Origin of the sequence: Parabacteroides sp. AF39-10AC (assembly GCF_003635405.1) — a bacterium.
Taxonomy (GTDB): domain Bacteria; phylum Bacteroidota; class Bacteroidia; order Bacteroidales; family Tannerellaceae; genus Parabacteroides; species Parabacteroides distasonis.
This window is the reverse complement of the sequence record NZ_QTLP01000020.1, coordinates 26,328-52,839: the sequence shown is the minus strand read 5'-3', so window position 1 is coordinate 52,839 and position 26,512 is coordinate 26,328. Positions and strand designations below refer to the sequence as shown.

General features: G+C 44.5%; 20 protein-coding genes. 14 read left to right on the top strand and 6 right to left on the bottom strand.

Annotated features, from left to right (window positions below; translation table 11 throughout):
* Positions 1-19: 19 nt before the first annotated feature.
* Positions 20-1,963 (bottom strand): fumarate reductase/succinate dehydrogenase flavoprotein subunit, encoded by a 1,944-nt coding sequence (locus tag DW033_RS16980; RefSeq protein WP_005859978.1) that lies wholly within the window; start codon positions 1,961-1,963, stop codon positions 20-22.
* Between the two features lie 48 nt (positions 1,964-2,011).
* On the bottom strand, positions 2,012-2,704 hold the full coding sequence (locus DW033_RS16975; RefSeq protein ID WP_009016611.1) for a succinate dehydrogenase cytochrome b subunit: 693 nt from the start codon (positions 2,702-2,704) through the stop codon (positions 2,012-2,014).
* 185 nt (positions 2,705-2,889) lie between these two features.
* Between DW033_RS16975 and DW033_RS16970 the strand changes: the two genes are divergently transcribed.
* From DW033_RS16970 to DW033_RS16930, 9 genes are all read left to right on the top strand, one after another.
* On the top strand, positions 2,890-4,305 hold the full coding sequence (locus tag DW033_RS16970; RefSeq protein WP_172986705.1) for a tetratricopeptide repeat protein: 1,416 nt from the start codon (positions 2,890-2,892) through the stop codon (positions 4,303-4,305).
* Between the two features lie 109 nt (positions 4,306-4,414).
* Positions 4,415-5,638, top strand: a complete 1,224-nt coding sequence (locus DW033_RS16965; protein WP_122297324.1) for a 6-bladed beta-propeller — start codon at positions 4,415-4,417, stop codon at positions 5,636-5,638.
* A gap of 410 nt (positions 5,639-6,048) precedes the next feature.
* Complete coding sequence (locus DW033_RS16960; RefSeq protein ID WP_005863391.1) at positions 6,049-6,540, top strand: energy transducer TonB; 492 nt, start codon at positions 6,049-6,051, stop codon at positions 6,538-6,540.
* Between the two features lie 115 nt (positions 6,541-6,655).
* Positions 6,656-7,018, top strand: a complete 363-nt coding sequence (locus DW033_RS16955) for a BlaI/MecI/CopY family transcriptional regulator (RefSeq protein ID WP_005859967.1) — start codon at positions 6,656-6,658, stop codon at positions 7,016-7,018.
* Between the two features lie 17 nt (positions 7,019-7,035).
* On the top strand, positions 7,036-8,859 hold the full coding sequence (locus DW033_RS16950) for a TonB family protein (RefSeq protein ID WP_005863389.1): 1,824 nt from the start codon (positions 7,036-7,038) through the stop codon (positions 8,857-8,859).
* A gap of 56 nt (positions 8,860-8,915) precedes the next feature.
* Positions 8,916-10,778 (top strand): tetratricopeptide repeat protein, encoded by a 1,863-nt coding sequence (locus DW033_RS16945; RefSeq protein WP_122382968.1) that lies wholly within the window; start codon positions 8,916-8,918, stop codon positions 10,776-10,778.
* A 32-nt stretch (positions 10,779-10,810) separates the two neighbouring features.
* A complete protein-coding gene (locus DW033_RS16940) occupies positions 10,811-11,968 on the top strand; it encodes a 6-bladed beta-propeller (protein ID WP_122382967.1) in 1,158 nt (385 codons plus the stop codon).
* A gap of 445 nt (positions 11,969-12,413) precedes the next feature.
* Positions 12,414-14,618: a patatin-like phospholipase family protein gene (locus tag DW033_RS16935; RefSeq protein WP_122382966.1), complete on the top strand. Its 2,205-nt coding sequence runs from the start codon at positions 12,414-12,416 to the stop codon at positions 14,616-14,618.
* A 37-nt stretch (positions 14,619-14,655) separates the two neighbouring features.
* Positions 14,656-15,327, top strand: a complete 672-nt coding sequence (locus DW033_RS16930; protein ID WP_057326102.1) for a DUF2461 domain-containing protein — start codon at positions 14,656-14,658, stop codon at positions 15,325-15,327.
* An 11-nt stretch (positions 15,328-15,338) separates the two neighbouring features.
* Here DW033_RS16930 and DW033_RS16925 read toward each other — a convergent pair whose 3' ends face one another.
* Both DW033_RS16925 and DW033_RS16920 read right to left on the bottom strand, forming a co-directional pair.
* Positions 15,339-16,487: a BPL-N domain-containing protein gene (locus DW033_RS16925; RefSeq protein WP_005863380.1), complete on the bottom strand. Its 1,149-nt coding sequence runs from the start codon at positions 16,485-16,487 to the stop codon at positions 15,339-15,341.
* Between the two features lie 21 nt (positions 16,488-16,508).
* The gene (locus tag DW033_RS16920) at positions 16,509-17,696 is read right to left on the bottom strand and encodes an LruC domain-containing protein (RefSeq protein ID WP_233554233.1); all 1,188 of its coding nucleotides are present in this window, start codon (positions 17,694-17,696) and stop codon (positions 16,509-16,511) included.
* Between the two features lie 344 nt (positions 17,697-18,040).
* Here DW033_RS16920 and DW033_RS16915 point away from each other — a divergent pair, with 344 nt between their 5' ends.
* Entirely contained in the window at positions 18,041-18,451 is a 411-nt protein-coding gene (locus DW033_RS16915; protein ID WP_005863376.1) for a DUF3836 domain-containing protein, read from the top strand.
* Between the two features lie 77 nt (positions 18,452-18,528).
* Here DW033_RS16915 and DW033_RS16910 read toward each other — a convergent pair whose 3' ends face one another.
* Positions 18,529-19,890, bottom strand: a complete 1,362-nt coding sequence (locus tag DW033_RS16910) for a TrpB-like pyridoxal phosphate-dependent enzyme (protein ID WP_005859947.1) — start codon at positions 19,888-19,890, stop codon at positions 18,529-18,531.
* 159 nt (positions 19,891-20,049) lie between these two features.
* On the opposite strand from DW033_RS16910, the gene DW033_RS16905 reads away from it, so the two are divergent.
* Together DW033_RS16905 and DW033_RS16900 are read left to right on the top strand one after the other, a co-directional pair.
* Positions 20,050-21,279, top strand: a complete 1,230-nt coding sequence (locus tag DW033_RS16905; RefSeq protein ID WP_057326104.1) for a DcaP family trimeric outer membrane transporter — start codon at positions 20,050-20,052, stop codon at positions 21,277-21,279.
* A 22-nt stretch (positions 21,280-21,301) separates the two neighbouring features.
* Complete coding sequence (locus DW033_RS16900) at positions 21,302-22,522, top strand: DcaP family trimeric outer membrane transporter (RefSeq protein ID WP_057326164.1); 1,221 nt, start codon at positions 21,302-21,304, stop codon at positions 22,520-22,522.
* 96 nt (positions 22,523-22,618) lie between these two features.
* Here DW033_RS16900 and DW033_RS16895 read toward each other — a convergent pair whose 3' ends face one another.
* Positions 22,619-23,629, bottom strand: coding sequence for an aspartate-semialdehyde dehydrogenase (locus tag DW033_RS16895; RefSeq protein WP_057326105.1), 1,011 nt, complete (start codon positions 23,627-23,629; stop codon positions 22,619-22,621).
* Positions 23,630-23,783: 154 nt separating this feature from the next.
* Between DW033_RS16895 and DW033_RS16890 the strand changes: the two genes are divergently transcribed.
* Together DW033_RS16890 and DW033_RS16885 are read left to right on the top strand one after the other, a co-directional pair.
* Entirely contained in the window at positions 23,784-26,156 is a 2,373-nt protein-coding gene (locus tag DW033_RS16890) for a lamin tail domain-containing protein (RefSeq protein WP_057326106.1), read from the top strand.
* Between the two features lie 33 nt (positions 26,157-26,189).
* Positions 26,190-26,468 (top strand): hypothetical protein, encoded by a 279-nt coding sequence (locus DW033_RS16885; RefSeq protein WP_048927034.1) that lies wholly within the window; start codon positions 26,190-26,192, stop codon positions 26,466-26,468.
* Positions 26,469-26,512 lie beyond the last annotated feature (44 nt).

Below are 26,512 nucleotides of genomic sequence, written 5' to 3'. Positions count from 1 at the left end.
TTTCTGAGATTGATGATTATTACTTCTTGTAGTTACGTGTTTGAGGAACAACGAACTCATAGTTCAAATCCTCTTTCAACATGACAGGATCTTTGTCCTCGCCTTGGTACTCCCAGCAAGATACGTACATGAACTTATCGTCATGACGCAAGGCCTCACCTTCTTCTGTCTGGTGCTCCGTACGGAAGTGACCACCACAAGACTCAGCGCGGTCCAAAGCATCGTGTGCCATCAATGTACCGATCTCGATAAAGTCGGCTACACGTAATGCTTTCTCTAACTCGGTATTCAAGTTGTCTGCGTTGCCTGGGATGAATACGTTGCTCCAGAACTCTTTCTTCAAGTCTTTCAGCATCTGGATAGCTTCTTGCAAACCTTTTGCGTCGCGTGCCATACCGATATGTTCCCACATGATATGACCTAGTTTGCGGTGGATAGTGTCTACGGTTTCTTTACCCTTGACGTTCATCAATTTTTGGATACGATCCTTGATGGCCTTTTCTGCCTCGACGAACTCCGGCAGATCCGTGCTGAAGCGAGGAACTTGGATTTGGTCGGACAAATAGTTCTGGATCGTGTATGGTAATACGAAATAACCATCGGCCAATCCCTGCATCAAAGCGGAAGCACCTAAACGGTTCGCTCCGTGATCGGAGAAGTTTGCCTCACCGATAGCGAACAGACCCGGAATGGAGGTCATCAACTCATAGTCAACCCACAATCCACCCATTGAGTAGTGCAATGCCGGGTAGATCATCATCGGAGTCTCGTATGGATTATCGTTCGTGATCTCTTCGTACATATCGAACAAGTTACCGTATTTCTGCTTAACGACCTCTTTACCCAAGCGATTGATCGCGTCGGAGAAATCCAAGAATACGGCCAAGCCCGTGCTGTTCACGCCGAAACCTGCGTCGCAACGCTCTTTAGCGGCACGAGAAGCCACGTCGCGAGGAACCAAGTTTCCGAATGCCGGATAACGACGCTCCAAATAATAATCACGGTCTGCCTCGGGAATATCTTTACCTTTCTTCGTTCCGGCCTGTAGAGCTTTAGCGTCTTCCAGTTTCTTCGGAACCCAGATACGGCCGTCGTTACGCAAGGATTCGGACATCAAAGTCAATTTAGATTGGAAGTCTCCTTTCACCGGTACGCAAGTCGGGTGGATCTGAACCATACAAGGATTAGCGAAGTAAGCGCCTTTCTTGTAGCATTGCCATGCGGCGGAACCGTTAGATGCCATAGCGTTGGTTGACAAGAAGAACGTATTAACGTAACCACCCGTAGCTACAACTACAGCGTGAGCGGCGTAACGCTCGATCTTACCTGTAATCAAGTTGCGGGCGATGATACCACGAGCACGACCGTCTACCTTAACTACATCCAACATCTCATGACGAGTGTACATCTTAACCTTACCCAAACCGATCTGACGGCTCAACGCTGAATAAGCGCCTAACAAAAGCTGCTGACCCGTCTGGCCACGGGCGTAGAACGTACGTGATACCTGAGCGCCACCGAATGAACGGTTATCCAACAAACCACCATATTCGCGAGCGAAAGGAACGCCTTGAGCCACGCACTGGTCGATGATTGAGTTAGAAACCTCAGCCAAACGATAAACGTTAGCCTCACGAGCACGGTAGTCACCACCTTTGATCGTATCGTAGAACAAACGGTAAACAGAGTCACCATCATTCTGGTAGTTCTTAGCGGCGTTGATACCACCTTGAGCGGCGATAGAGTGCGCACGGCGGGGAGAATCTTGGATACAGAAGTTCAATACGTTGAATCCCATCTCTGCCAAAGATGCGGCAGCGGAAGCTCCGGCCAAACCTGTACCGACTACGATAACATCCAAACGACGCTTGTTAGCGGGGTTCACCAATTTCTGGTGATTTTTATAATTAGTCCACTTCTCAGCCAACGGGCCTTGAGGTATTTTAGAATTTATTTCAGACATAATGATTTAATTTCAAAAGTTCTTAATTATAAAACCTGTAGCTTGCAATTAAGCACCTACTCCGTTTAGGAAGAAGATGATAGTAATGATCGCGAAAAGTCCGCAAATAACCGTAGCTACGATCTTAGAGATACATTCCCAACGGTTCATCCAGATCGTATTATTCCAACCAATTGTTTGGATAGCGCTCCAGAACCCGTGAGTCAAGTGGAACCACAAAGCCACGTACCAGATCAAATAAAGAACAGTGATCACGGCATTACCTTGGAAGTAATAGTTGATAAAAGCGGCTCCGTCTTGTGGAGATACCATAGCTGACCCCAATGCAACTTCGTGATGACCGATCAATTCGGCGAACATCATCTTATACCAGAACTGGCTGAAGTGCAACAGCATGAACAGGATAACGATCAAACCCAAAACGAACATGTTCTGAGATGCCCATTCCACGCCTTTCGGACGAGCGTTGATAGCGTAACGGTCGTTACCACGTGCCTTACGGTTTTGCAAGGTAAGAATGATAGCGTACACGAAGTGGATCACAACGCCTGCGGCCAATACGAGAGTAGCTGCCACAGCGTACCAATTAGAGCCCAACAGCGAACAAACCATGTTATAAGCCTCTCCGGAGAAAACGGCCGTCACGTTCATCGACAGGTGGAACAATAAGAACAGAACAAGAAAGAGGCCTGATATACTCATTATCAGCTTCTTCCCGATAGAAGAATTAAGTAACCACATAAGATAATAATTTAAGTTATTTAATTGTATTTAGAAATTTCTACTTAAACTATGTAATTATCACGCAAAGGTATGCTAAATCCATATATTGCGCAAACGATTAAAGAAATATTTCTGCATTAATGGGAGAGGTCAGGGCATGTGTCCCGACACATGGAATAATGCGGAAGGAAAAGGCTTTCCTTATGAATAATTTATATACATTTGCCTATATGCGTAAGGATTTGAATGGGCCACGGCATTTTTCCATAGGGATCAAGTTTACGATCTTATTATTTACGATCGTGATCTTGGTTCTTGTGCTTTTTTCATATAGGAGTGACAAGCATGGCAACCTGTTCTGGCAGGTAGAGAAATTGATTCCGCATCATCCGGACAGTGCTTTGGTGTTATTAGAGAAAGTGAGGGATATCAATGGATTATCGCTTCGAGAGAAAGCCCGTTATTGTCTGTTATGGACCGAATCACGGGATGAGGCGGGATTGAGGCATACATCGGATTCCATAATCTCTATCGCTACGGATTATTATAGGACGACACGAGGCTGTTACTGGCCACCCAAAGCTTGGTTTTACCGGGGGAAGGTCTATGAGGATATGGATCAACCGTCCCTAGCTTTGGAATGCTATTTACGTGCGTTGGAATATGAGGGAGGGAATTGGGATTACGAATTTTGGGGACGGTTATATAACCAGATAGGGAGGCTGTACGCCGAGCAGGAATTATATGGCAAGGCTATGTCTTTTTTGAGAAAAGCGAGTGCCCAATATCAGCTCTTGAATGATACGGCCGGACAAGGCCGGATACTGGAGGAAGTCAAGAAATACGAGGCGTTACGGGATTCTATCGGATCGCTGTCAGCGAGAGAATCGATTTATCAGATCACTTCCCGGTATGATGTAAGGCCGGTTCGTGAGGACTTATATAGGAAAGAATTGATGCTATCGCAAAGGGGACAGGAGCGTTATCTGTACGCATTTATTATCGGCATAATCCTATTTATTTGCTTCCTCCTTTATCGGCGATGGAGAAATACGCAGGAAAACGCTCTTCGAAGGGAAGAAGCCTTGCGACGCTCGATTGCTAGCCAGCAACAACGTATGCGAGAAGAAAAAGAAGGGAATGAACGGCAAATCGCCCTTTTGGAAAAGAGAATTACGAAAATAAAGGAAGAAAAGGATCAAGAGTTGATGTTGGTTTCCTTACAATTGGAAAAACAACGGCTGGAGATTTGTAACGAGTCGATTCATAATAAGGAGAGTAAGCATTTATTATCTGTCGCGATCTTGCGGAAATCGGAGGTCTATGAGAAGTTTCACGATCGGGATGCCGGCAAGATTATCTCTGAGGATTGGGAGCTTTTGGAGGTTTTGTTGAATAAGGCTTATGATGACTTTACCTTACGGCTGAAAAAACTATATCCTGCTATTTCCGATACGGAGTTGAAGGTCTGTATGCTTACGAAGATCGGCGTTCCCGCCAACCAGATCACACGGGTATTGAAATATAATAGTTCGGTACTTCGTCCTCGTCTATTCCGGAAGATTTTTAAGAAAGAAGGTTCTACGGAGACATTTGTGGAGTTTATCTCAAGTTTTTGATTATTATGTATTTATAGCTGTTTTGGCAGGTTTGTTCTCATTTTTGTTCTCATTTATCATGTGATTTGTGAGATATGCGGGATATTTTTGGAGGCAAAAAAGCATGGTTATGAAAAGTGTAAAGTTAGCCTCTATCTTGTTTTATTTAAATAGTGTTTTTGTCGTTTCTTGTTTCGCGTCATGCGGTTCTTCGCCAACGGAAGCGTCCTCTCTTTTAACCGCAGATATAAGAGGGGGGATGGATAAACCGGGGCTATTGGGATTAGGCGATGAGATCAAGGGGGTTACTTTTGTCCCTTTAGAGGTGACCACGGATGATGCCTCGTTGATAGACGGAGTTTATGATTATGCCGTGACAGATCGATATATCTATGTGCTTCCCGTAAAAGAGCCCCGTATCGTCCTGTTCGATCGGCAAGGGCGTTTTATCCGGACGTTGGTAAAAGAAGGGCAGGGGCCGGGTGAATTTAGAGGTATTCTGCCATGTATCCAAGTGGACGAACGTAATGATCGCCTTTTTTTATTTAGTAATAATCGAGTTTGGGAATATACGTTGGAAGGTGAATTTATCGGACAATCCACCCATGAGTATTCGGTAATCTATATGCGTCATATCGGAAAGGATCGTTTCGCCGCCATATCATTCCCTTTTCAGCCTTTCAACGGAGGAGGATTCGGATTAGGCCTATTTTCGAGGAAAGGGGATACGATAGCGATCAAGAATGATTTTTATTCCTTTTTATTACCCCATGAGAAGAGCGGGTTCACGACAAGTATCGCCCCCGCTTATTCTGATGCGCAAAACTCTGTGTTGTTTAAGACCGGTAGTAATGATACGGTCTTCTGTATCTCGGCGGATCGAATAAGTGCGGCTTGTGTCCTTGATCTGAAAAACTCGGATGCGGAAGTGATTCGTTCGTTGGATGTTACGGACATGAGTAATTTGCGAATTGAAAAAAAGGACCCCAAGGATATCTTTGTGCAAGATATGATTGAGTTTCCGGGACATTATTATTTCCGTTTATTGTATAACCAAGGCTATTATATAGCCTCTGTAGATAAAAAGACGGGAAAGACACTTGTGGAAAAATGTGTGATGCCGGGTTCTATCTATGAACTGGCGGATGCGAACCTTCAACATGGCATGCAGGGTACGAGAAGTTATCGGAATTTCCCGGTCTGGGGGAGGGTCATAAAAGATGAGCTGGTACAAGTAGTGACCCCGTATGAGCTAAACTTATATAAATCGCTTCGCTCGATCACGATTCCGCAGGAGTTGGACTTAAAAGGAGAGGAGGGCAATCCGGTTTTTGTGTTTTATTCGCTTATCTGACTTCGATATGTATCGCTCGGTTGTACTTCTTGTAATAATCTAGCGATAGAAGCTATAGTATTCATGGTTACTATCTATAGAAAATCTGATTTACTATTGATAGTAATCTGATTTATTATAGATAGTAATTGGATCGGTAATAGGCGTGTATGTATAACTGCTTAGATATCAGCCATATACTAATATTTACGTGCAAAGTGGGCATATTGTGTATTTTAACTGTTCGGTAAATAATCGTGTTCTTTTATCTTTTCTATGCCTTTGATGGCTATTAGTGTTAATTAATGTATTGTTTATATTTATATTACGAGCATTTCGTATATTTGCGAAACCAACGTAATATCCGGATATGCTTAGAGGTTGGTAAGTATGTGTAATAACGGTATAAATAACATTAAAACGGATTGAAAATGAAAAAGGCGATTATGAACACAATGATCATCCTGTTCGCTTTGGCGATGTGCGTAGGATGCGGACAGTCTTCGGAACAAAAAGAAGAAAGTGTTCCGACAGATGTAACAAAGGCAGAAAAACAAGAGCAAGTACAGGTGGAAGCGGAGGACGAAGATACGCTGGAAAATGGAGAGCAGGTATTTAGGGTAGTAGAGGTGATGCCGAAGTTTCCCGGCGGTGATGCGGAGCTTTTGAAATTTATAGCCAAGAATGTAAAGTATCCACAAGAGAGCCAAGACAAAGGAGAGCAAGGGCGTGTGATTTGTTCGTTTGTGGTAACGAAGGATGGAACGCTTACGAATTACAAGGTCCTTAGAGGAATCTCCCCGGCATTAGACCAAGAGGCGGTTCGAGTTTTGCAAATGATGCCTCGTTGGACACCGGGCACGCAAAGAGGCGAGCCGGTAGCCGTGAAATATACGGTGCCGATCACGTTTAAGTTGCAATAATTCACGATTGCAGGTCTTGTGATTCTTATTTAATGTTAATTAACGTGCCTTCCGCATGCCGTTTACGACTATTTCGTAGCTTTGTGGATATACATTAAATAAAAGGATAAGATTTATGGAGAAGCTAACGATGCAGGAAGAAGAGGCGATGCGCTGGATTTGGCGGATCGGTCCTTGTTTTGTGAAAGATGTGCTGGCCAAATACGAGGACCCGAAACCTCCTTATACGACGCTCGCTTCCGTGATCAAGAATCTGGAGCGAAAGAAGTACGTGAAGGCGAAACGTTATGGAAATACGTATGAATACCGTCCTTTGATAGAGGAAACGGAATATAAACGTACGTTCCTTGGGGGCGTGGTAACGAATTATTTCGCTAACTCGTATAAAGAAATGGTTTCTTTCTTTGCGAAAGATCAGAAAATCTCTACGGATGATTTAAAGGATATCATCGATTTGATTGAGAAAGGAAAAGAATAACCTAAATCCCACATACCATGACACCGGAATTTGCCTACTTATTGAAGGTAAATGTAGCCTTTGTACTCTTTTACGCCTTCTACCGGTTGTTCTTCTATAAGGACACGTTCTTCAAGCTACGTCGTGCGATCTTGCTGGCGTTCTTTGGCTTGGCTCTGTTTTATCCTTTGCTGAACATCCAAGATTGGGTAAGGCAACAAGAGCCTATAGCGGACGTGATTTATATGTATTCCGCTATGTTGCCTGAGGCGACGGCGAAAGCGGATGCCGCGGCGTCCGTGGATTGGTATGGATGGTTGTTGGGATCTTTGGGGTTTATTTATTGGGGGATCGTAGCGTTCTTATGCGGACGTTTTCTCGTGCAATTAAGCAGTATCTTATGGTTGGCTCATACCAGTGAGCGTGTTGTTATTCATGAAACTCCGGTTTATGCGTTGCGGAAGGCCGCCGGGCCATTCTCCTTTTTCCGTATGGTCTTCTTGCATCCGGAGAGTCATTCGGATAAGGAAACGGATGAGATATTGACACATGAATGTACGCACGTATCCCAATGGCACTCGATTGACGTGATCTTGAGCGAGATGATGTGTATGGCTTGCTGGTTTAATCCTTTTGTATGGTTATTGAAGCGTGAGGTTAGGCATAATCTGGAGTATCTGGCGGATAACACGGTGATCCAGTCTGGTTACGATAGTAAGAGCTATCAATACCATTTATTGGGATTGGCTCATCATCAGTCCGTTACTACTTTGTATAATAGTTTCAATGTGCTGCATCTGAAGAACCGGATTATGATGATGAACAAGAAGCGGAGCCCGGGTATCGTACGTACGAAATATCTGATATTTATTCCATTGGTAGGGATCTTGATGCTGTTAAGTAATATCGAGGCGGTAGCCCGTTTGACTGTCCGTCTGGCGAATGAGGCTACGGTCTCGAACGCTGTGGTGACGGCTACGGGCATTCTGGTTGATGAGACTGGGCAGCCTTTGATCGGGGCATCAGTTGTGGTGAAGGGCGGTAAAGAGGGGACTATCACGGATAGGAAAGGGGCTTTCTCTTTGGAGGTCCCTGCGAATGCGATTTTGCGATGCAGCTATCAAGGAAGGGAGTCCCAAGAGGTCTTGGCTGCTGATATGACAAATAATACCCATTTGTCCTTATCTTCCAAATCCCGTGAGATGAACGAGCAAGTATTTACCGTGGTAGAGAAGATGCCTAGTTTTCCGGGTGGGGATGCGGAGTTGTTGAAATACATAGCCACGAATATAAAGTATCCGAAAGAGAGCCAGGATAACGGGGAGCAAGGGCGTGTAATCTGCTCGTTTATCGTCGGGCGTGATGGTTCTGTCAATAATCCGGAGGTGCTTCGGGGAGTGACTCCTTTATTGAATGAGGAGGCCGTAAGGGTAATAAACACTATGCCTCGCTGGAATCCGGGAATGCAACGTGGAAAGGCGGTCGCCGTGAAATATACGGTCCCGATTACGTTCCGTTTGAAAAGTCCGGTAGAAGAAATGAAGGAAGAGACTTTGACGGTAGTGGACGTGATGCCGCAATATCCCGGAGGGGATCGTGAATTATTAAAGTTTATCGCTCAAAGCATAAAGTATCCGACGGATGCGCAGGAAGCGGGAGTGCAAGGTCGTGTGATCTGTTCGTTTGTGGTAGATAAGAAAGGAAATATCGTGGAACCTAAAATCATACGGGGAATAGATCCCTCCTTGGATGCGGAAGCTTTGCGAGTCATCGGAATGATGCCCCGGTGGACTCCCGGTCGTCAGGACGGAAAGGCGGTCCGCGTCTTATATACGGTGCCTATTACTTTCCGGTTACAGTGAAATAAGAATAGAGGCTATGTTGGTCGCTTAATCAGTAATCTTAAAAATATACAGATATGAATGCGAAATGTAATTTAGTTACAGTTCTGTTACTTTGTTGCCTTATTTTTCCCGGAAATGCTCAAGAGTTTAATTGGCAAGACTTGGTGAACCGTAAGCAATATGCGGCTGTGATCGCTCATGCTGATAGCCTTACACTAGCTGATTCTTCGAATTATGAGATTATGAACGCTATCGGGCAGGCTTATGAGGGTATGCTTCGGTATCAGAAGGCTTATGACTATTACCGTCTTTGCTTTTCTATGGATACGACGAACTTGGATATCTTAAACATCTTGGCTCGGACGGCGACGAACTTAGGCCGTGCGGAGGATGCCGAGCGATATTTTCATCAGGTATTATCCGCCGATAGCTCGAACTTCTACGCTAATTATCAGTTGGCACGTCTGTATTTCCAATTGGGGGAGTATGAGAAAGCAGTTGATGCCTATGAGAAATTGCAAGCTCAGAATGAGGATAATACTGTCTTATACCGTGCGATTGGCGATTGCTATACTCGAATGGAACAATATCCTTCTGCTACGACCGCTTATTTTCAGGCGTATAACTTGAATCGTGAGAATGCGGGGTTGGCGGTTGCGTTAGTGAATTCATTGTATCGGATGGGGGCTAGTAGCCCGGATTATATATCGGAAGGAATAGCGATTTGCGATACCGCCTTGTTTTATAATCCCGGGAATCGTCAATTATTGCGTAGTAAAGGATTGGGGCTATATATCGTGAAACAATTTGTTCAGGCGGATTCTGTCTATTCCAGTTTGTTGGCTGATGGTGATTCCACCTACCTTACCTTGAAATATGGGGGAGCCTCGAAGTATTATGCCGGTCTGTATATGCCCTCGGTAGATATCTTGGATATGGCATATGAGCAGGATACGACCTCTGTCGAGGTATGCCTCTTATTGGGTTCCGCCTTGGGTAAGACGTATGACCGGAAGCGGGCTTACGACTTATTTGACCGGGCGGAAAAGGGATTGGAACCCAATCGTTTCTTGGTAAATCAATTATTGGCCTTCCGTGCGGAGACTTACCAAAAAGACGGGAGATACAAGGAAGCGTCCCGTCTCTACTATGAGGCATGGAAGAAGAATCCGGAACGACTGGATTTCCTAGCGGCGATCTCGCATATGTATAGTGAGATTGACGTGTCTAAATTCCAGAGTGAAGAGGATCGTCAGCGAGGTCTTTTTATCTTGGTACTTTATATGAATGAGAGCTTAAAGAAAAAAGCGGACGAGAGGACGATGGTGTTTAGCCGGGCGCTTCTGCAATCCTTCTATGAGGATATGTTTTTCCGTAATGTGGCGGAGGAGACTATGATAGACCCGGATGGGAAAAAGAGCAAGATATCTATCGTGGATTTGCGTAACCTGATCAATCAATTGCCGGAGGAATCGGAGATGGTCATGGAGATTCGTGCCATGAGCGCCAGAAGCTCGGGTAAGATAGAGGAGGCGGCTCGTCTGCTTTATCGGGCGTGGGAGGTGAAGGGTACTCGTGTAGAATTGCTTCGTGAGATTGCGAACCTATATAGCCATCCGGATATCTCCGGATTCAAGAATGCGGAGGAGCTACAGAGAGGTGTATTCGCTCAAGTGACTTACGCGAAGGAACTGTTGAAAAACGAGTCGGATCTGAGTAACTTGACTTTTACCCGGCCTTTCTTGGAGTCATTAAATTCGGATATGTCCAAACGGGGTATCACGGAGCAAACCATGCTGGCTCCAGATAACCGGAAAAGCCAGCTTTCTATAAATGAACTCCAATCTCTGATCCAACAACTGCCGGAGACATCCGATGAGGTAAAAGAGATGATACGGATGATGAACAAAGAGAAAGCGCTAAAGAGCAAGAAATGACATCGAACGAAAGACTTTAAACATCATAAAAAATGAGAAAATTAACTACGAACGCAGTGGCTATGCTACTCGCTTTAGTCGGATGTATGGGATGTGGCAATCGGTCCGCTTCCTCTGTCGATAACCTTATAAGGGTTGATGTCATGGCCGATTATCCGGAAAAGGAACTGATACTTCAAGATCTTGTGGACGTGGAATACATCGCGTTGGAAACCACGGATGATTTTATAACTAAAGGTGCCGTGAAAGCGATCGGAAAGGATATCATGCTGGTGACGAATCGGGGCAGTGATGGGGATATTCTTGTTTTCGATAGAAACGGAAAGGGACTAAGGAAGATAAACCGTTTAGGGCAAAGCGGTGAGGAATACACGCAGCTTACAGGGCTTGTCTTGGATGAGGGTAACGATGAGATATTCGTCAAGGATAATCCAGCGAGAAAAATAGGTGTCTATGACTTATTAGGAAACTATAAAAGGAGTTTTAAGTTCACGGATACCAGTTATTATAATTATATATTTAATTATGATCGTGATCATTTGATTTGCTATAAGAGTTATCCATCGGAAAAAGGCAAGCGGGAGTGCCATTTGATTATTTCCAAACAAGATGGCCGTATCACCCATGAGATCCAAATTCCCTCTAAGGGGACTGAGACTCCGGTTGTAACAGAAGGGGAGTTTATCATTACGCCGGAATTTTATCTTACGTTTCCGGATCGGGATAAATGGATACTTGTCAATACATCGTCTGATACCATATTCCATTACTTGCCGGATGGTAATCTGAGTCCTTTTATCGTAAGAAGCCCTTCCATATCCTCCATGGATACTAAAGTATTTCTTTTTCCAACCGTCATCACCGATCGCTACTGTTTCATGAGAACCATGAGAAAAGAGGTTGACTTTACGACGTTTAAAGGTTTCCTTGGTGAAGATCTGGTGTATGATAAACAAGAAAATGCCTTATTCAGCTATATTCTATACAATGATGATTTCATTAATAAGGAAGAAGTCTCTCTAACATCAGAGCCAAGAAACCCCGAAATAGCTATCTGCCAAACTCTAGATGCCCCGGACTTAGTTGAGGCTTACGAGAAAGGCCAGCTAAAAGGAAAGTTGAAGGAGATCGCCGCAAACTTGGATGAAGAGTCGAATCCTGTGGTCATGCTGCTGAAAAAGAAAAAGTAATATATTGCTCCGGCTGCTACCTTGCTGGAAAAAAGTAAGTTGATGGCTATATTATTTTTTGATAAACACGTACATACCTGATTCATAATACGTAAATCGATTTTAGAGAGAAATGCCTATTAATTCTAGGGAGACTGTATCAAATACTATCTATTGCCCACTTATGTTCCGGAAATAAAATGTTCCTCTCCTGTTGAAATAGTTCTCCGATAACCTATACATTCCATAGCGAATAAGTATTTATTCTTAAATCAGCGCCGTGAACTGTATAAACCACGCCGTGGAATGTGCAGACCACGCCTTGGTTTATACAGTTCACGGCATGGTTTATAGAATAGATGAGATAGCGATAAACTTTATATATAGGTAAACATACGTTTTATTCTAGATGAATCCGTTTGCGTTTTCGAGTAAACCAGCTACATTTGCCGGAAAGAATATCTAGATGAGGAAGTTCCTTTTATTGTGGTTGGTTGGGTTGATGTTGGTGCCTTCTGTGATGGCTGAGCGGAAAAAGGTTGGCTTGGTGCTGGGAGGCGGTGGGGCGAAAGGTGTCGCTCATATCGGGGTGTTGAAGGTATTGGAGGAGGCCGGTATCCCGATTGATTATATTGCCGGAACCAGTATGGGAGCTATCGTTGGTGGCTTGTATTCCGTTGGCTATACTGCCGCTGAGATCGATAGCATGGTACGTTGGCAGGATTGGAGCATGTTGCTAAGTGACCGTGTGAAACGTAGTAACCTTACTTTTCCGGAGAAAGAGAATTCCGAGCGATATGTCTTTTCCCTTCCTTTTGGCCGGAGTAAAAAAGAGATAACGATCCAAGGGATGATAAAAGGTCAAAATCTCCAGAACCTTTTCTCTGATTTAACGATCGGTTATCATGATTCCGTGGACTTCAATCAATTGAATATACCTTTCGCTTGTGTGGCGTTGAATGTGGTGGACGGGCAAGAATATGTTTTCCATCATGGAAGTCTTCCGTTGGCTATGCGTGCCAGTATGGCGATTCCTGCCGTGTTTGCACCGGTACGTTTGGATAGCATGGTGTTGGTAGATGGTGGGATCAAGAATAACTATCCGGCGGATGTCGCACGGGATATGGGGGCGGATATCATTATTGGCGTAGATCTGGGTACTAGCGACTTGAAACAGTTGGAGCGGATAAATACCCCTTGGGATATCGTAGGGCAGATCATCGCCTTGCATGGTTATGAGAAATACGGACCGAATAAGGAACAAACCGATCTGTTGTTCCGCCCGAATACAGACCCTTATAATTCCGCTAGTTTTGGGGAGACGGCCCTGGATACCTTGATTGACCGGGGTGAGCAAGTCGCCCGCAAGCAATGGGATGAGATTCTTGCCTTAAAGAAGAAGATTGTTTTATCCGATAGTTCGGATATGCACCGAAAGAGATTAGTACATTCCTATCCGGTAGCCCCTACCGATACGTTTCATATCCGGCGTGTCTTGTTTGAAGGTATAGATCCTCGTGATGAGAAATGGTTGACGCAAATCAGCGGCTTGAAAGAGAATAGCTTGCTTACCGTGAAGAAATTGCAGGAAGCCATGTCTATCGTGATCGGTACAAATCTTTACTCGAATGTGAGCTATAAATTGGTCGGTGAGAGGCAGGAGGATTTGGTGCTTACGGTACAGGAAAAATCAAATAGTGCGATTAATGTGGGCTTGAATTTTAATAGTGAGGATATCGTCGCCCTGTTGCTGAATGCTACTTTTGACAATCGGGCTTGTTACCATTCGAAGTTCTCCGTAACGGGAAGGATCGGGAAACGTATGTATGGGCGAGTGGACTATGCGATAGAGCGTAATTCCTTGCGTAACATCAATCTGTCTTACATGTTCACGTACCATGATCTCGACGTCTATAACCGGGGGGATAAAATCGTAAATACGACGTATCGCCACCATTTCGTGGAACTTGGATATTCGGACATGAACTGGCTGAATTTCAAGTTGAAGCTAGGAGCCCGTTATGAGTATTTTGATTATAACTCATTCCTTTATACGGCGGAAAACCAAAAGTATCAAGTAAAACCGGAAGGCTTTATCAGTTACTTCGCTCAGGCCCATCTGGAAACCTTGGACCGCCGTTACTTCCCGAGTAAAGGCGTTTCTCTGCAAGCGGATTATTCCATTTATACGGATAACTTCGTGACTTATAAGGGACATACCTTCTTCTCCGCTTTGAAACTCAGTTTCCTTTCAGTATTGCCGCTGACTTCCCATTTGAGTCTGTTGCCGTCTATCGATGGTCGCGTGTTGATCGGGAAAGATCCGGCTTATCCCTTTTTGAATGTGGTGGGAGGCGATATGCCGGAAAGGTACCTTCCCCAGCAGTTACCGTTCGCGGGGATCAATCGGATGGAGATATTCGATAATTCCGTGGCGATCGTCCGTTTGAACTTACGTCAGCGTATCGGGCAGCGGCACTATATCTCATTGATAGCCAACTATGCGATCCATGAGGATAATTTCTTCGACCTGCTCAAGGGAGAAAGTGTATGGGGAGGCAGCATCGGTTATGCCTATAATAGTATGTTCGGTCCGATGAATACGAACTTCGGATTGTCGAACCGGAATAATAACCTGCAATTTTATCTGAATCTGGGTTACAGTTTCTAATATTTCTTACATTTGTAAGGATTAAAAATAGAAAGTTATGAATGAACAGATCATAGAGTTCTTGACAGAGTTGAGGAGCCATAACAATCGGGAATGGTTCCAAGACAATAAAAGTCGTTACGATGCGCTACGTAAGGTTTTTATTGATGAGGTGCAGGATTTAATCGGTCGTATCTCCTTATTCGATCCCGAGGTAGCCGGGTTGGAGGCGAAAGATTGTTTGTTCCGGATATACAGGGATATCCGTTTCTCTCCAGATAAGACTCCTTATAAATGTCATTTCGCCGCTTACATCTCCCAAGGTGGTCGTGCCAGCGAACGGGGTGGTTATTATATCCATCTGGAGCCGGGAGGTTGCTTGCTTTCCGGTGGTGTATGGTGCCCGCCACCTGCGCTATTAAAGAAACTTCGTCAGGATATATACGATCATATCGAGGAATTTACGGCTATTATCGAGGAACCTACATTTAAGAAAACATTCCCGGTGTTAGAGGGGGAGATGCTGAAACGCATGCCTGCCGGCTATCCAATGGATTCCCCTTATGGTTATATCATGAAGCATAAGGATTTCAGCGTGGTGTCTTATAAGCCGGATAATTTCTTTTACGCTACGGATTGGATGGATAAGGCGGTGGATGACTTTAAATTGTTATTACCATTCAATCGTTTCTTAAACTATACGGTAGATGAATATCTAGGGAGAGTTTAAATCTCCCTAGCCTAAGGAAGTAGGGCTGTTAGTTTCTCCAGCTGCGTCTTTAATTCTTCTTGGGTCGCCTTATCGGTTTCTGTCCGGTAGGCCGCCTGTAAGTTGGGTAAGAAAGGTAAGTAATGGGTATCCGCTATATACCGGGCTGCCCGGATACGGACGGCGGGTGAAGCGTCATAAAGCAATCCTTGTACCCATCGTTTGGCATCCCATGAATGATGTGCTTCCAGCCAATCCAAGGCGGCAACCTTTTGCTCGCTTTCTCCGCTTAAAAGGATTTGAAAGGCTTTTTCTTCCTGCTTTAAATCATCGGTAGCCATTAATGATTCATGATTGAACAGGTCTGGACGTACGGCGGAGGATTGATAAGGGATAAAAGGCTTATTCAAGGTCCAACGTACCATCCGGGGGATCATCCACATCATGCCGGGAGTACCTTCGGGGTGGGCGATGGAACTAAAAACACGCCCTTTCCCGTAGTTATTGGCTACGAAGAATGGCTTACCGTTTGTCATATTAGCCGGGGCGTTTCCTTCCTCATGCACATCGCTTTCCATGATGGCAAGCGTGTTGCTTTGGATCGTATCAGCCGGATTGTTTATAAATACCGGTCCCTCATAGTAAATGACGAAACTCGTATCGCGGTCGGCTAATTCGGGGAATATCTTCTTACCCTCCTCGCATAAGGTGAATTTCGCTAATCCATGCCCTCGGTTGTCATGCTCGATGTCGATCGCTTGCTGTCCATTTAGCTGTATACAGGTGTAATCGGGAGTATTCGAGAATAGATAGGCTCCGGCACAGATCCCGACAGCCCCTTTACCTTTAGCGATGAAGTCCTTGATACGTTGTTGATTTAAGGTCCCTAGGTTTAAGTACTGACTTTTGCCACTTCCTCCCGGGATAATAATAGCGTCGATCGAATCGAGCACATTATTAGCTATATCTGCTGTAGTAATGGTACATACCTCCATTTCCGGGTCCAGCCGGATAGCGGCGACAGTTTCCCAAATACAGGTCTGTGCTCCTCCATGCCCATCGAATACACCCACCTTTATCGGTTGAGTACTAATCTCTTTTTTCGTGCTCTTGTTTTCCGGCACTGAGCACTGAACGCATAAAGCCAGATAGGCAAGAAATAAGATGGCGGTCGTTTTCATTTTACGGAGGATTTTAGGTTGTTATTGTTCTCGGGTATAAATCCACTTATCAACCGTATTCTTACTTTTATACCATTGTACATGTTTGCTATCTCCACTTACCCATTTCAATAGATCCGGATAGGCATCACCAATAAAAGCATGTTCCACAGGGTATTTGAAATCATCCGGTATCATTAAGGCCCATATGCAATTATCATTTGAGTAATAACGGTATCTGACCCCTTTGGGGGTATAGCTATAATTACGTTGGTGGATTTCCGTGCGTAAGACCTCTCCTTCCCGCTTTAATACGGTCGTGAAAAGATCGATGTCATCAATGGTCAAATCTTTTAAGGCACCGGCTGCGAACGAAAAGGTGATCAAACGTTCTTGCTTTCCCCTATATGGAAGGTCATTATCTGTATTAATCATTTCATGAAAAGAGAATAATCCATGTATATCATCCGATAGGGCATAAACCGGAGTCTCGGTTTCCGATTCTGGAGTCGTGGTCCAGCCATTTAACTCGGCTTTTTGGATGTCTTTGGACTTTATGCCGGGGAGATGGATGAAAGCTCCGGCCCGCTTAGTTCCACCTAATGCACGGAAAGTCAGTTTTATATTGGCGAATTGTACATAATCGTCTTTCATGGAAGTTTCCATCTGGACTTTTATCACGGCATCATTAAAATCATAATCTCCATAATTAGGGAAAGAGTCTTCTATTATAAATGTATAGGTGGAAGACACGCTTCGGGTCGGGGTACGGCTAACCGGAGTAGCGGTTGTTTCCTGCGATACGGCTAACGAATCGAAAGCACAGACATTATCATTACCCGGTGTTAAGGTGACAGGAGCGGTAACTTGATATCCGGTAGGGGTCGTCAATTGTATGTAAACTTGATCCGACTCTCCCTTTGGATAGATAATTTTCTTATCGAAAAGCGTTTTCTTTGAGCAAACCCCGGTAGCGAGAAGATTCGCATCTTGATCTTCCGGACTTTTATCAAATACTTCTACCAGATAATTATAGGTGCCATCATAGGGGTCGAAAGATTGTACGGTAAGGTGGGATATTTGTATCATCGACCAATCGAAATTAGAGGAAATTGTTACCTTTGAGAATGGATTAGTACCTTCTCCCGGAATTTTATCGGAAGGATCATATACATCCTTTGTACATCCTGAGAATAGGATAAAAAGAAAGGATGTGATAAATAGTTTCATTATTTGTCGCATGTCAAGAAATCAATTTGCATTCTGCCTTTGCAAAGGTAAGAATATATTTATTAATCAATAGATTTTTAATTTATTAAAAAAGCGGTGTCTAAAGTTTTCTTTTGAAAGTTACATCCGGCTGGTGGTAAATAATAGATATTTAAAAATCGGGGGAACTTACGATTTGGTTTACAATATGTCAGTAAACATGGGGGAATCGAAGGGAATGAAGGTCTTAAATGTGTTAAATATTGTGATATTGCTAACGATTTGTCACTTTGCTTTTGGTGATTGTCGGGAAACTTCCTTACTTCGCGGTACAAAATGATAGTAACCTTATAAATTAAAATAGTATGAAGACATCAGTTTGGGGTAAAAGTATTCTTGCGCTAGTTTTTACTTTCATGTGTAGTTTAGCGATAAGCGCAGCGTCTCCTAAAGATTATCTATATGATACAAAAGAGGAGAATGGTAAGATTATCTCTAAAGTGGTATTCTTACAGGAAAACGGACTGTTGAACAAACAGGTAAGATATGAGTTCCAGTACAACGAGAACGGCAAGGTTTCCGAGAAGAAAGCGTTTCGTTGGGATCGGACAAACGACGAATGGGTTCCATTCTATCAGATCACTTATCAATATGATGATCGAAGTGGAGAGATAAAGACAAATTACGGTATGTGGGATAAGAAGAAGAAAAACTTTAGCTTAAATGTCCAGAACATGATTATCCCGAGTACTAATTACGAAGAAATTTTCTCATAATACATACTTTAAATTAAGACTTTCATAGACAAATAAGGGAAAGGGGCGATTTGGTATCGCCCCTTTTCTTGTTTTTATCAGATGATTTTCTCCAAATCTTTCAAATTGTTAGCTACTTCCTCATCCGTTACCTCATAGTTTGTTAGATCACCGGATAGATATTGGTCGTAAGCGGCCATATCGATCAAGCCGTGGCCCGATAAGTTGAACAAGATCGTACGAGGTTTACCTTCGATCTTGGCTTGCTCTGCCTCATGGATAGCCGCGGCGATAGCGTGGGATGATTCCGGGGCCGGTATGATTCCTTCCGCTTGCGCGAATAAAGTAGCGGCCTTGAAGGTATCCAATTGCTTGATATCCACGGCGCTCATCAATTCGTCTTTCATCAACTGGCTGACGATGGAGCCGGCGCCATGATAACGCAAACCTCCCGCATGGATATTCGCTGGAGAGAAATTATGTCCCAACGTAAACATCGGGATTAGCGGGGTATAGCCAGCCTCATCTCCGAAGTCATATTGGAATTGCCCTCTTGTAAGTTTCGGGCAAGATGCCGGTTCCGCTGCTATAACCCGGATATCCTTACCTTCCGTTAGTTTATGGCGCAGGAATGGGAATGTGATACCGGAGAAGTTGGAACCACCCCCGAAACAACCGATAACGACATCAGGGTACTCGCCAGCCATTTCCATTTGTTTCTCAGCTTCCAGTCCGATAACGGTCTGATGCAGCATAACGTGGTTTAATACGCTACCTAATGTATATTTACAGTTCGGTGTCTGCATGGCCAACTCTACCGCCTCGGAGATAGCGGTACCTAGGCTACCTTGATAATTAGGATGGTCTGTCAAGATCTTGCGTCCGGCTTTCGTACTCATACTTGGGGAGGCAACAACTTGTGCTCCGAAAGTCTGCATGATCGAACGACGGTAGGGCTTCTGGTGGTAACTAACCTTTACCATATAAACGGCAAGTTCCAAGCCGAAAGCTTTTGCCGCGTAAGAAAGAGCGGCACCCCATTGTCCAGCGCCTGTCTCGGTCGTGATATTTGTCGTACCCTCTTGTTTACAATAATAAGCCTGAGCCAAGGCCGAATTCAACTTATGTGAACCGATCGGGCTTACACTCTCGTTCTTGAAATAGATATGGGCGGGCGTATCCAGCGCTTTTTCCAATCCAGTGGCACGAACCAACGGAGTCGGTCGCCATACCTTATAAAGCTCGCGTACTTCATCGGGGATCTCGATCCATGTGTCTGTCGTGTTCATTTCTTGATGAGAGACGCCTTTCGAGAATAGAGGATATAAATCTTCCTCCTTTAAGGGCTGTTTAGTTTGTGGATTTAAGATCGGCAGCGGTTTGTTCTTCATATCCGCTACGATATTATACCATGCCGTAGGTATATCTTTTTCTTCTAGCAAAAACTTTTTAGTACTCATTTTCTTTATCTGGTGTTTACAATATTAATCTAATTTGACCTTTAAGGCTTACAACTTGGAAGCAAAGGAACAAATAATATTTCGTTTCTTCAAATTGAATCCATAAAAATATATACATTCGCGGCTTATAAGGTAAGAAAAATAACAAACTGAATTATAATGAGACGGATTACCCTGTTGCTCGTGGGGATGCTAGCCTTATTTTCTACGACAGCGCAAAGAAAAAACTTCACTTACAAATTCTACGGCTTCGTCCGTGGAGATCTTTTCTACAATTCCCGGGCTAATATGGCTCCGATCGATGGGAACTTTTATCTCTATCCTTTGGATAAGAGTTTTGATGCGGATGGCAAGGATTTGAACGCCACGCCGAATGGCAGTTTCTATACGTTCACTTCCCGCTTGGGCTTGGACGTGACGGGTCCCGATATCGGCAAGGCTCGTTCCTCCGCTAAGATAGAGACGGACTTTGGCGGTTTTTCCAGTAGTAATACGATGTTACGTATCCGGCAGGCATACGTAAACTTGGATTGGGGAAAATCGGCGGTATTAGTAGGGATCACGTGGCATCCCTTGTTTGGCGCCGTGATGCCGGATGTCTTGAATCTTTCCACCGGAGCGCCGTTCCAGCCTTTCAACCGTAGCCCTCAGATCCGTTACCAGTATAAGGCGAATAGCCGGGTACAATTGACGGCTTCCGTGTTGTGGCAATTACAATACCTTTCCAGCGGACCGAAAGGCATGAGCGAGGATTATATCAAGAATAGTTGCATTCCGGAGATGTTCGTGGGGGCGGATTTTACCCCTGCGGATGGTTGGTTGATGGGGCTCGGCGCTCATATGATCTCCTTGAAACCCCGTACTTCCACAGAATGGAAGGAGCAAACTTTTAAGGTGAACGAGCGAATGACCGCATTCTCTTACGAGGCACATTTGAAGTATAGCGGAAGAAACTATACCTTTGCGGCGAAAACCTTGATGGCCTCAGCCTTGGATCATACCGCTTTATTGGGCGGTTACGGGGTGAGCTCGGTGGACTCCCGTACGGGCGAGCAGGGATATACGCCTTTTCGCCATTCTACGACATGGGTGAATTTCGCCTACGGAACGAAATGGAGACCGGGAGTTTTCGTCGGATATACGAAGAATTTGGGAACCGGGAAGTCCTTGGTCTCAGCGGATAAGGTGTATGGTATGGGATTGGATATCGATCAATTAATAACCGTCAGCTTAAACGTATCGTATAATTTACCGCATTGGAAGTTCGGTTTCGAGTATTGTCCGGCGACAGCTTATTATGGCACGACCGACTTAGAGAGCGGACGTATCGAGCAAACACATGCGATAACGAATCATCGTATATTAGGTTTGATGATGTATTATTTTTAAAGATAGATTGACCGGAATGGAAATGAAACGCAACTTGCTTCTTTTGATCGGCCTATGTATGGCGGTATGCGTACAGGCGCAAAAGAAAAACTTCTCTTACAAATTTTACGGACAGGTACGTGGAGACTTGTTCTATAATTCCCGTGCGAACGCCGAGATCGTGGATGGTTTGTTCCACCTATATCCGAAGGACGTGGCGTTGGATGCGGATGGCAAGGACTTGAACGCTAGTCCGAACGGTAGTTTTTACCTGCTTTACTCCCGTTTGGGAATCGATGTACAAGGACCGAAGGTTGGTTCGGCCAAGACTTCCTTGAAACTAGAGGCCGATTTCCGGGGTTCGGGTAGCAATTGGGCGGTGCTCCGTATCCGTCATGCCTATGTGAATCTGGATTGGGGCAAGTCCGCTGTCTTGATCGGACAGACATGGCATCCGCTATTTGGCGAGGTCTTTCCACAGATGTTGAATCTTTCTACCGGCGCTCCGTTCCAGCCCTTTAACCGCAGCCCGCAAATTCGTTATCGTTATACGGACAATGGGTGGCAATTGACCGGGTCGGTTCTATGGCAGTTGCAATATCTATCGGCCGGACCGAACGGAAAGAGCGAGGAATATATCAAGAATAGTTGCGTGCCGGAAGTCTATCTCGGGGTGGATTATAAGAAACCCGGTTGGCAGGTAGGAGCCGGTATGGAGATCTTGTCGTTGGTGCCGAGAACGCAGAACGAGGTGGATGGCAAGATTTATAAAGTCAGCGAGCGGGTTTCTTCCGTATCCGGCGAGGCGCACGTGAAATATCAGGACGCGAATTGGTTGGTGATGGCGAAAACATTGCTGGCTTCTAACTTGACACAAACTTGTATGTTGGGTGGTTACGGCGTCACCTCTATCGACCCACGTACCGGCGAACAGGAATATTCACCGTATCTTTTCTCTACTTCTTGGTTGAATATCGTGTACGGAAAGAAATGGAAACCGGGTTTGTTCTTAGGCTATTTGAAGAACTTGGGAGCGAATGAGGCACTGGTAGGCAAAACCTATGGCGTAGGTCTGGACGTAGATCAGGTATTTACGACCAACCTGCAGCTTTCGTATAATCTTCCGCACTGGAAATTAGGTGTTGAATATAGCCCTTCCATCGCATGGTATGGCCATGTGGATTTGCAAGATGGCGGACGGATTCATGACACACATTCGATAACCAACCATCGGGTATTGGGCGTATTGATTTATACGTTTTGAGAAGGCATGGAGGAATTACGCTAAGGAATAAAAAAGCGGGATAAGAGTATTCTCTTGATCCCGCTTCCACGTATATAGAATTTACAAAGTTGTCTGTTATTTGATATTACCCACCTTTAGCAAGTACTCGGCGATCTGCACGGCGTTCAAAGCGGCGCCTTTCTTGATCTGGTCGCTCACGGTCCAGAATGTCAACCCATTCGGGTTGCTGATATCCTTACGGATACGGCCTACGTAAACCGGATCGTGATCCGCTACGAACAACGGCATCGGATAATCCTTGTTTGCCGGTTCATCCTGCAATACCACACCCTCAGCCTCGGCGAAAGCCTTGCGAGCCTCTTCCACGCTGATCGGACGCTCTGTCTCTACCCAAGTAGATTCGCTATGCGCACGCATAACCGGTACGCGAACACAAGTCGCGCTCACCTCGATATCCGAGTGCATGATCTTACGGGTCTCGTTATACATCTTCATCTCCTCTTTCGTATAGCCGTTTTCCGTGAATACGTCTACGTGAGGGATTACGTTATATGCCAATTGATAAGCGAATTTCTCTACTGTAGGCTCCTCGCCCTTTAATAATTGCTCATATTGTTTTACCAACTCAGCCATAGCGGTAGCGCCCGCTCCACTGGCAGCTTGATAAGTAGATACGTGAACACGCTTGATATGAGATAAGTTCTCGATCGCCTTCAACGCTACAACCATCTGGATCGTGGTACAATTCGGGTTAGCGATCACACCACGAGGACGATTCAAGGCATCCTCCGGGTTTACTTCCGGTACGACCAATGGAACATCCTCGTCCATACGGAACGCGCTGGAGTTATCGATCATCACCGTACCATGTTTCGTGATCGTCTTCTCAAATTCCTTGGAAGTACCACCTCCGGCTGAAACAAAAGCAACATCGATTCCCTTAAAGTCGTCGTTATGCTTCAGTTCCTTAACGGTATACTGTTTACCACGGAAGGTATAAACACGTCCGGCACTACGAGATGAGCCAAAAAGTACCAGCTCATCCATCGGGAGGTTTCTCTGGTCGAGTACACGCAGGAACTCCTGTCCTACGGCTCCACTTACACCAACAATTGCTACTTTCATTTTGAGCACTGATTTAATTTGAATAATGTAAAATAGTTATAACTTTGCTGTCTGTAAAGGGCTTTCATATTTTTGCCTTTTGCGCCCTATTATTTACAGTTGTAACTTATTAGGGTGCAAAGATAGAGAAATTTATAACTAAAACGATATAGCTATGAAACAATTATTATTAATTCTTGCGTTTTTACTTCCGCTTTGCGCTTATCCCCAGTTAAAAGAACCGTTTAATGGACCGGAGATTACATCGGATAACCCTTGGACGGGTGATTTAGATTGCTTTGTGATTGAGACCGGATGGCTGGTCTCACGTGCGGATCCTACCCGGAAAAGTGTTTCCATAGAAACTCCTCTCGTTTATTCCGCTACAATGGAATGGGAATTTGAGATTCGGATGGATTTCAAACCAAGCGATCAAAACCATATCCGGCTACATGTTTATTTAGATGATCAGAGGATGCTTGGATTAAAAAACGATTATTATGTCCAAATCGGCAGTAATAAGAAAACGATAACTTTTCGGAAACATACCGCAACGGAGAAGAATCCAAAGATCTTAATAGAGAAAGCGCTCGATGTCTTGTTGGGAGCCGTGGATTTGAAAGTGAAACTTACTTTAGAAAATCATAAGATATGGAACTTATATGTGCTAGAGAAGGGTAGGTTTGTCTTGATAGGGAGTTGTGAGTCTGAAGTTTCTTCTTCATGTAAAGGGGGACAACTACGTTTTGAATGCCGCTATTCTAAAACTCGAGTAAATGATTTTGCGTGTAACTACATCATTATATCCGATAATATATCGATCGAACCAGAGAAGCCGGATACTCCCGAAGAGCCAGAAGAACCCAATGAGCCCGATGAGCCGTTGGTTCTTCCGCGGCTTCTTGCTATCCAACCGATCACCGAGTCTGTTTTCCAATTACAATATAATCTTCCGGTGGATATCCGTGAGGCGATATTCTCTATATCGGGTATCGGTAATGCCTCTCGTATGACCTATGCGGATGATATGCGGATCCATGTGAATATCAGCTTTGATAAGGAGTTGAAGGTTGGTATGGGTTATGATTTGTTGTGCTCGGGGTTAATGGATCTTGAGGGAAATAAGATTCCGGAGAGTTCTACCGAGATTCGGTTAGAATATGAAGAAGAGCCCGACGCTCCGGAGGAACCAGAAGTGCCGGATACTCCTTCTTTCCCCGCCGGTAGTATCCGTATTAATGAGGTGATGGCTGATCCGAAAGGACAAAAGGCTTTTCCGGAAACGGAGTATGTGGAACTTTATAATACGACGGATAAGGCTATAGAGTTAAATGGTTGGTCATTCTTATATGGTAGTAAGCCTACGGTATTAACAGCTTTGCTTTTGGATGCGGATGGATATATCGTGCTTTATCGGTCCGGTAGGGATATACATATTGACGATTCGGGACAAGATATACCCTTGGATAAATTCCCGGCGTCTTTGGCGAACACGGGGAAGGAGCTTGCGTTATTAGATCCTTCCGGTAAGGAGATCGACCGGATTGCCTATGAGAAAGCGAAAGCCGGTATCGCTTGGGAACGTTCTGAAATCGGTTTTTATTTATCAACGGATGAGCGAGGAGGCACGCCGGGTTCCGCAAACTCTTCTCCTGACGATGAACCAGAAGATCCGGATCGTCCGGACACTCCCCATAAACCGGGTATCCCCACGGACATTATAGTCTTACCCAATGAGATCGTTTTTAATGAGTTGTTGCCGAATCCTTACCCGGAAGGGAGTGAGTATATCGAGCTTTATAATCGTTCGGACCGGACATTGTCTTTGGCTGGACTGTCTGTTGCTACCCGCAAATCCGATGGTACATTGAGTACGCATTATCCTTTATCTTCTATAGTCTCTCTGGTAGAACCACAAGATTATGCGTTGCTGACTAAAAGTATAGAAGGAGTGAGCGATTTTTATCTGATATCTTCGCCGGATGCTTTGCATGAATTAAAACTTCCGGTCTTGGCAAATACCTCCGCTACGCTAGTCCTGTTTCGTACGGAAGATGAGGTTATGATCGATGAGATTCGTTATTCCTCTAAATGGCATGCCCCATCCGTGAAAAATGAGAAGGGGATTGCCTTGGAGCGGATTAATCCTGATAGCGATACGCAGGATGAGATGAATTGGACTTCGGCTTCGGCCACGGCGGGATACGGTACGCCCGGCTATCGGAATTCCCAATATGGAAAGCAAGATGAAGGCGAGGTCACGGGCATAGAGTCTCCCGTTTATTCTGAGGCAACGAAGGAATATACGATCTCCTACCATCTTGATGAATCCGGCTATACCTGTAGGGCCTGGATATTTGATATCTCCGGAAGGCGTATCAGTGAGGTGGTAAATCATGACTTATTAGGGATAGAAGGTGAATTGGCTTGGAACGGCCTTGCGGTGAATGGTTCCAAGGTGAGAACAGGAGTCTATATTTTCTATGCGGAACTCGTTCATCCTCAAGGAAAAATTGAACGTTATAAAGAAGTTTTCCTAGTGAAATAGAATGGGATGTGAAATATAAATACTATTTTTGTCATGAGTGATTTTGAAAGAAGGAGAGAAAAGAATAAAGAGGCACGAGAGTTAGTGAAGATACGGAGGGAGAATATCGCGAAGTATTTCTTTGACCTGTCAAAGTTGACATTTGCGGCTTTAGTGTTGGGATTAGGTGGAGCTTTCTTTAATATAGGTAATTGGGAAAGGTTATCATATGTTGATACTATACCTTTGATCATTTGGTATATTTTTGGAGTTGGCTTAGTTGCTACCGTATGGTTTGCATATATTGGAAGTTTAATACTTAAAATAGATTAGTATGATAGTAGTGGCTGTGTTTTTTACAATTGTTGCTGCAATAG

What these genes read in the sequence shown, in the direction of transcription:
- DW033_RS16980 (WP_005859978.1), bottom strand. Translation starts at nt 1,963, where the DNA reads ATGTCTGAAATAAATTCTAAAATACCTCAAGGCCCGTTGGCTGAGAAG.
- DW033_RS16975 (WP_009016611.1), bottom strand. Translation starts at nt 2,704, where the DNA reads ATGTGGTTACTTAATTCTTCTATCGGGAAGAAGCTGATAATGAGTATA.
- DW033_RS16970 (WP_172986705.1), top strand. Translation starts at nt 2,890, where the DNA reads ATGAATAATTTATATACATTTGCCTATATGCGTAAGGATTTGAATGGG.
- DW033_RS16965 (WP_122297324.1), top strand. Translation starts at nt 4,415, where the DNA reads ATGAAAAGTGTAAAGTTAGCCTCTATCTTGTTTTATTTAAATAGTGTT.
- DW033_RS16960 (WP_005863391.1), top strand. Translation starts at nt 6,049, where the DNA reads ATGAAAAAGGCGATTATGAACACAATGATCATCCTGTTCGCTTTGGCG.
- DW033_RS16955 (WP_005859967.1), top strand. Translation starts at nt 6,656, where the DNA reads ATGGAGAAGCTAACGATGCAGGAAGAAGAGGCGATGCGCTGGATTTGG.
- DW033_RS16950 (WP_005863389.1), top strand. Translation starts at nt 7,036, where the DNA reads ATGACACCGGAATTTGCCTACTTATTGAAGGTAAATGTAGCCTTTGTA.
- DW033_RS16945 (WP_122382968.1), top strand. Translation starts at nt 8,916, where the DNA reads ATGAATGCGAAATGTAATTTAGTTACAGTTCTGTTACTTTGTTGCCTT.
- DW033_RS16940 (WP_122382967.1), top strand. Translation starts at nt 10,811, where the DNA reads ATGAGAAAATTAACTACGAACGCAGTGGCTATGCTACTCGCTTTAGTC.
- DW033_RS16935 (WP_122382966.1), top strand. Translation starts at nt 12,414, where the DNA reads ATGAGGAAGTTCCTTTTATTGTGGTTGGTTGGGTTGATGTTGGTGCCT.
- DW033_RS16930 (WP_057326102.1), top strand. Translation starts at nt 14,656, where the DNA reads ATGAATGAACAGATCATAGAGTTCTTGACAGAGTTGAGGAGCCATAAC.
- DW033_RS16925 (WP_005863380.1), bottom strand. Translation starts at nt 16,487, where the DNA reads ATGAAAACGACCGCCATCTTATTTCTTGCCTATCTGGCTTTATGCGTT.
- DW033_RS16920 (WP_233554233.1), bottom strand. Translation starts at nt 17,696, where the DNA reads ATGAAACTATTTATCACATCCTTTCTTTTTATCCTATTCTCAGGATGT.
- DW033_RS16915 (WP_005863376.1), top strand. Translation starts at nt 18,041, where the DNA reads ATGAAGACATCAGTTTGGGGTAAAAGTATTCTTGCGCTAGTTTTTACT.
- DW033_RS16910 (WP_005859947.1), bottom strand. Translation starts at nt 19,890, where the DNA reads ATGAGTACTAAAAAGTTTTTGCTAGAAGAAAAAGATATACCTACGGCA.
- DW033_RS16905 (WP_057326104.1), top strand. Translation starts at nt 20,050, where the DNA reads ATGAGACGGATTACCCTGTTGCTCGTGGGGATGCTAGCCTTATTTTCT.
- DW033_RS16900 (WP_057326164.1), top strand. Translation starts at nt 21,302, where the DNA reads ATGAAACGCAACTTGCTTCTTTTGATCGGCCTATGTATGGCGGTATGC.
- DW033_RS16895 (WP_057326105.1), bottom strand. Translation starts at nt 23,629, where the DNA reads ATGAAAGTAGCAATTGTTGGTGTAAGTGGAGCCGTAGGACAGGAGTTC.
- DW033_RS16890 (WP_057326106.1), top strand. Translation starts at nt 23,784, where the DNA reads ATGAAACAATTATTATTAATTCTTGCGTTTTTACTTCCGCTTTGCGCT.
- DW033_RS16885 (WP_048927034.1), top strand. Translation starts at nt 26,190, where the DNA reads ATGAGTGATTTTGAAAGAAGGAGAGAAAAGAATAAAGAGGCACGAGAG.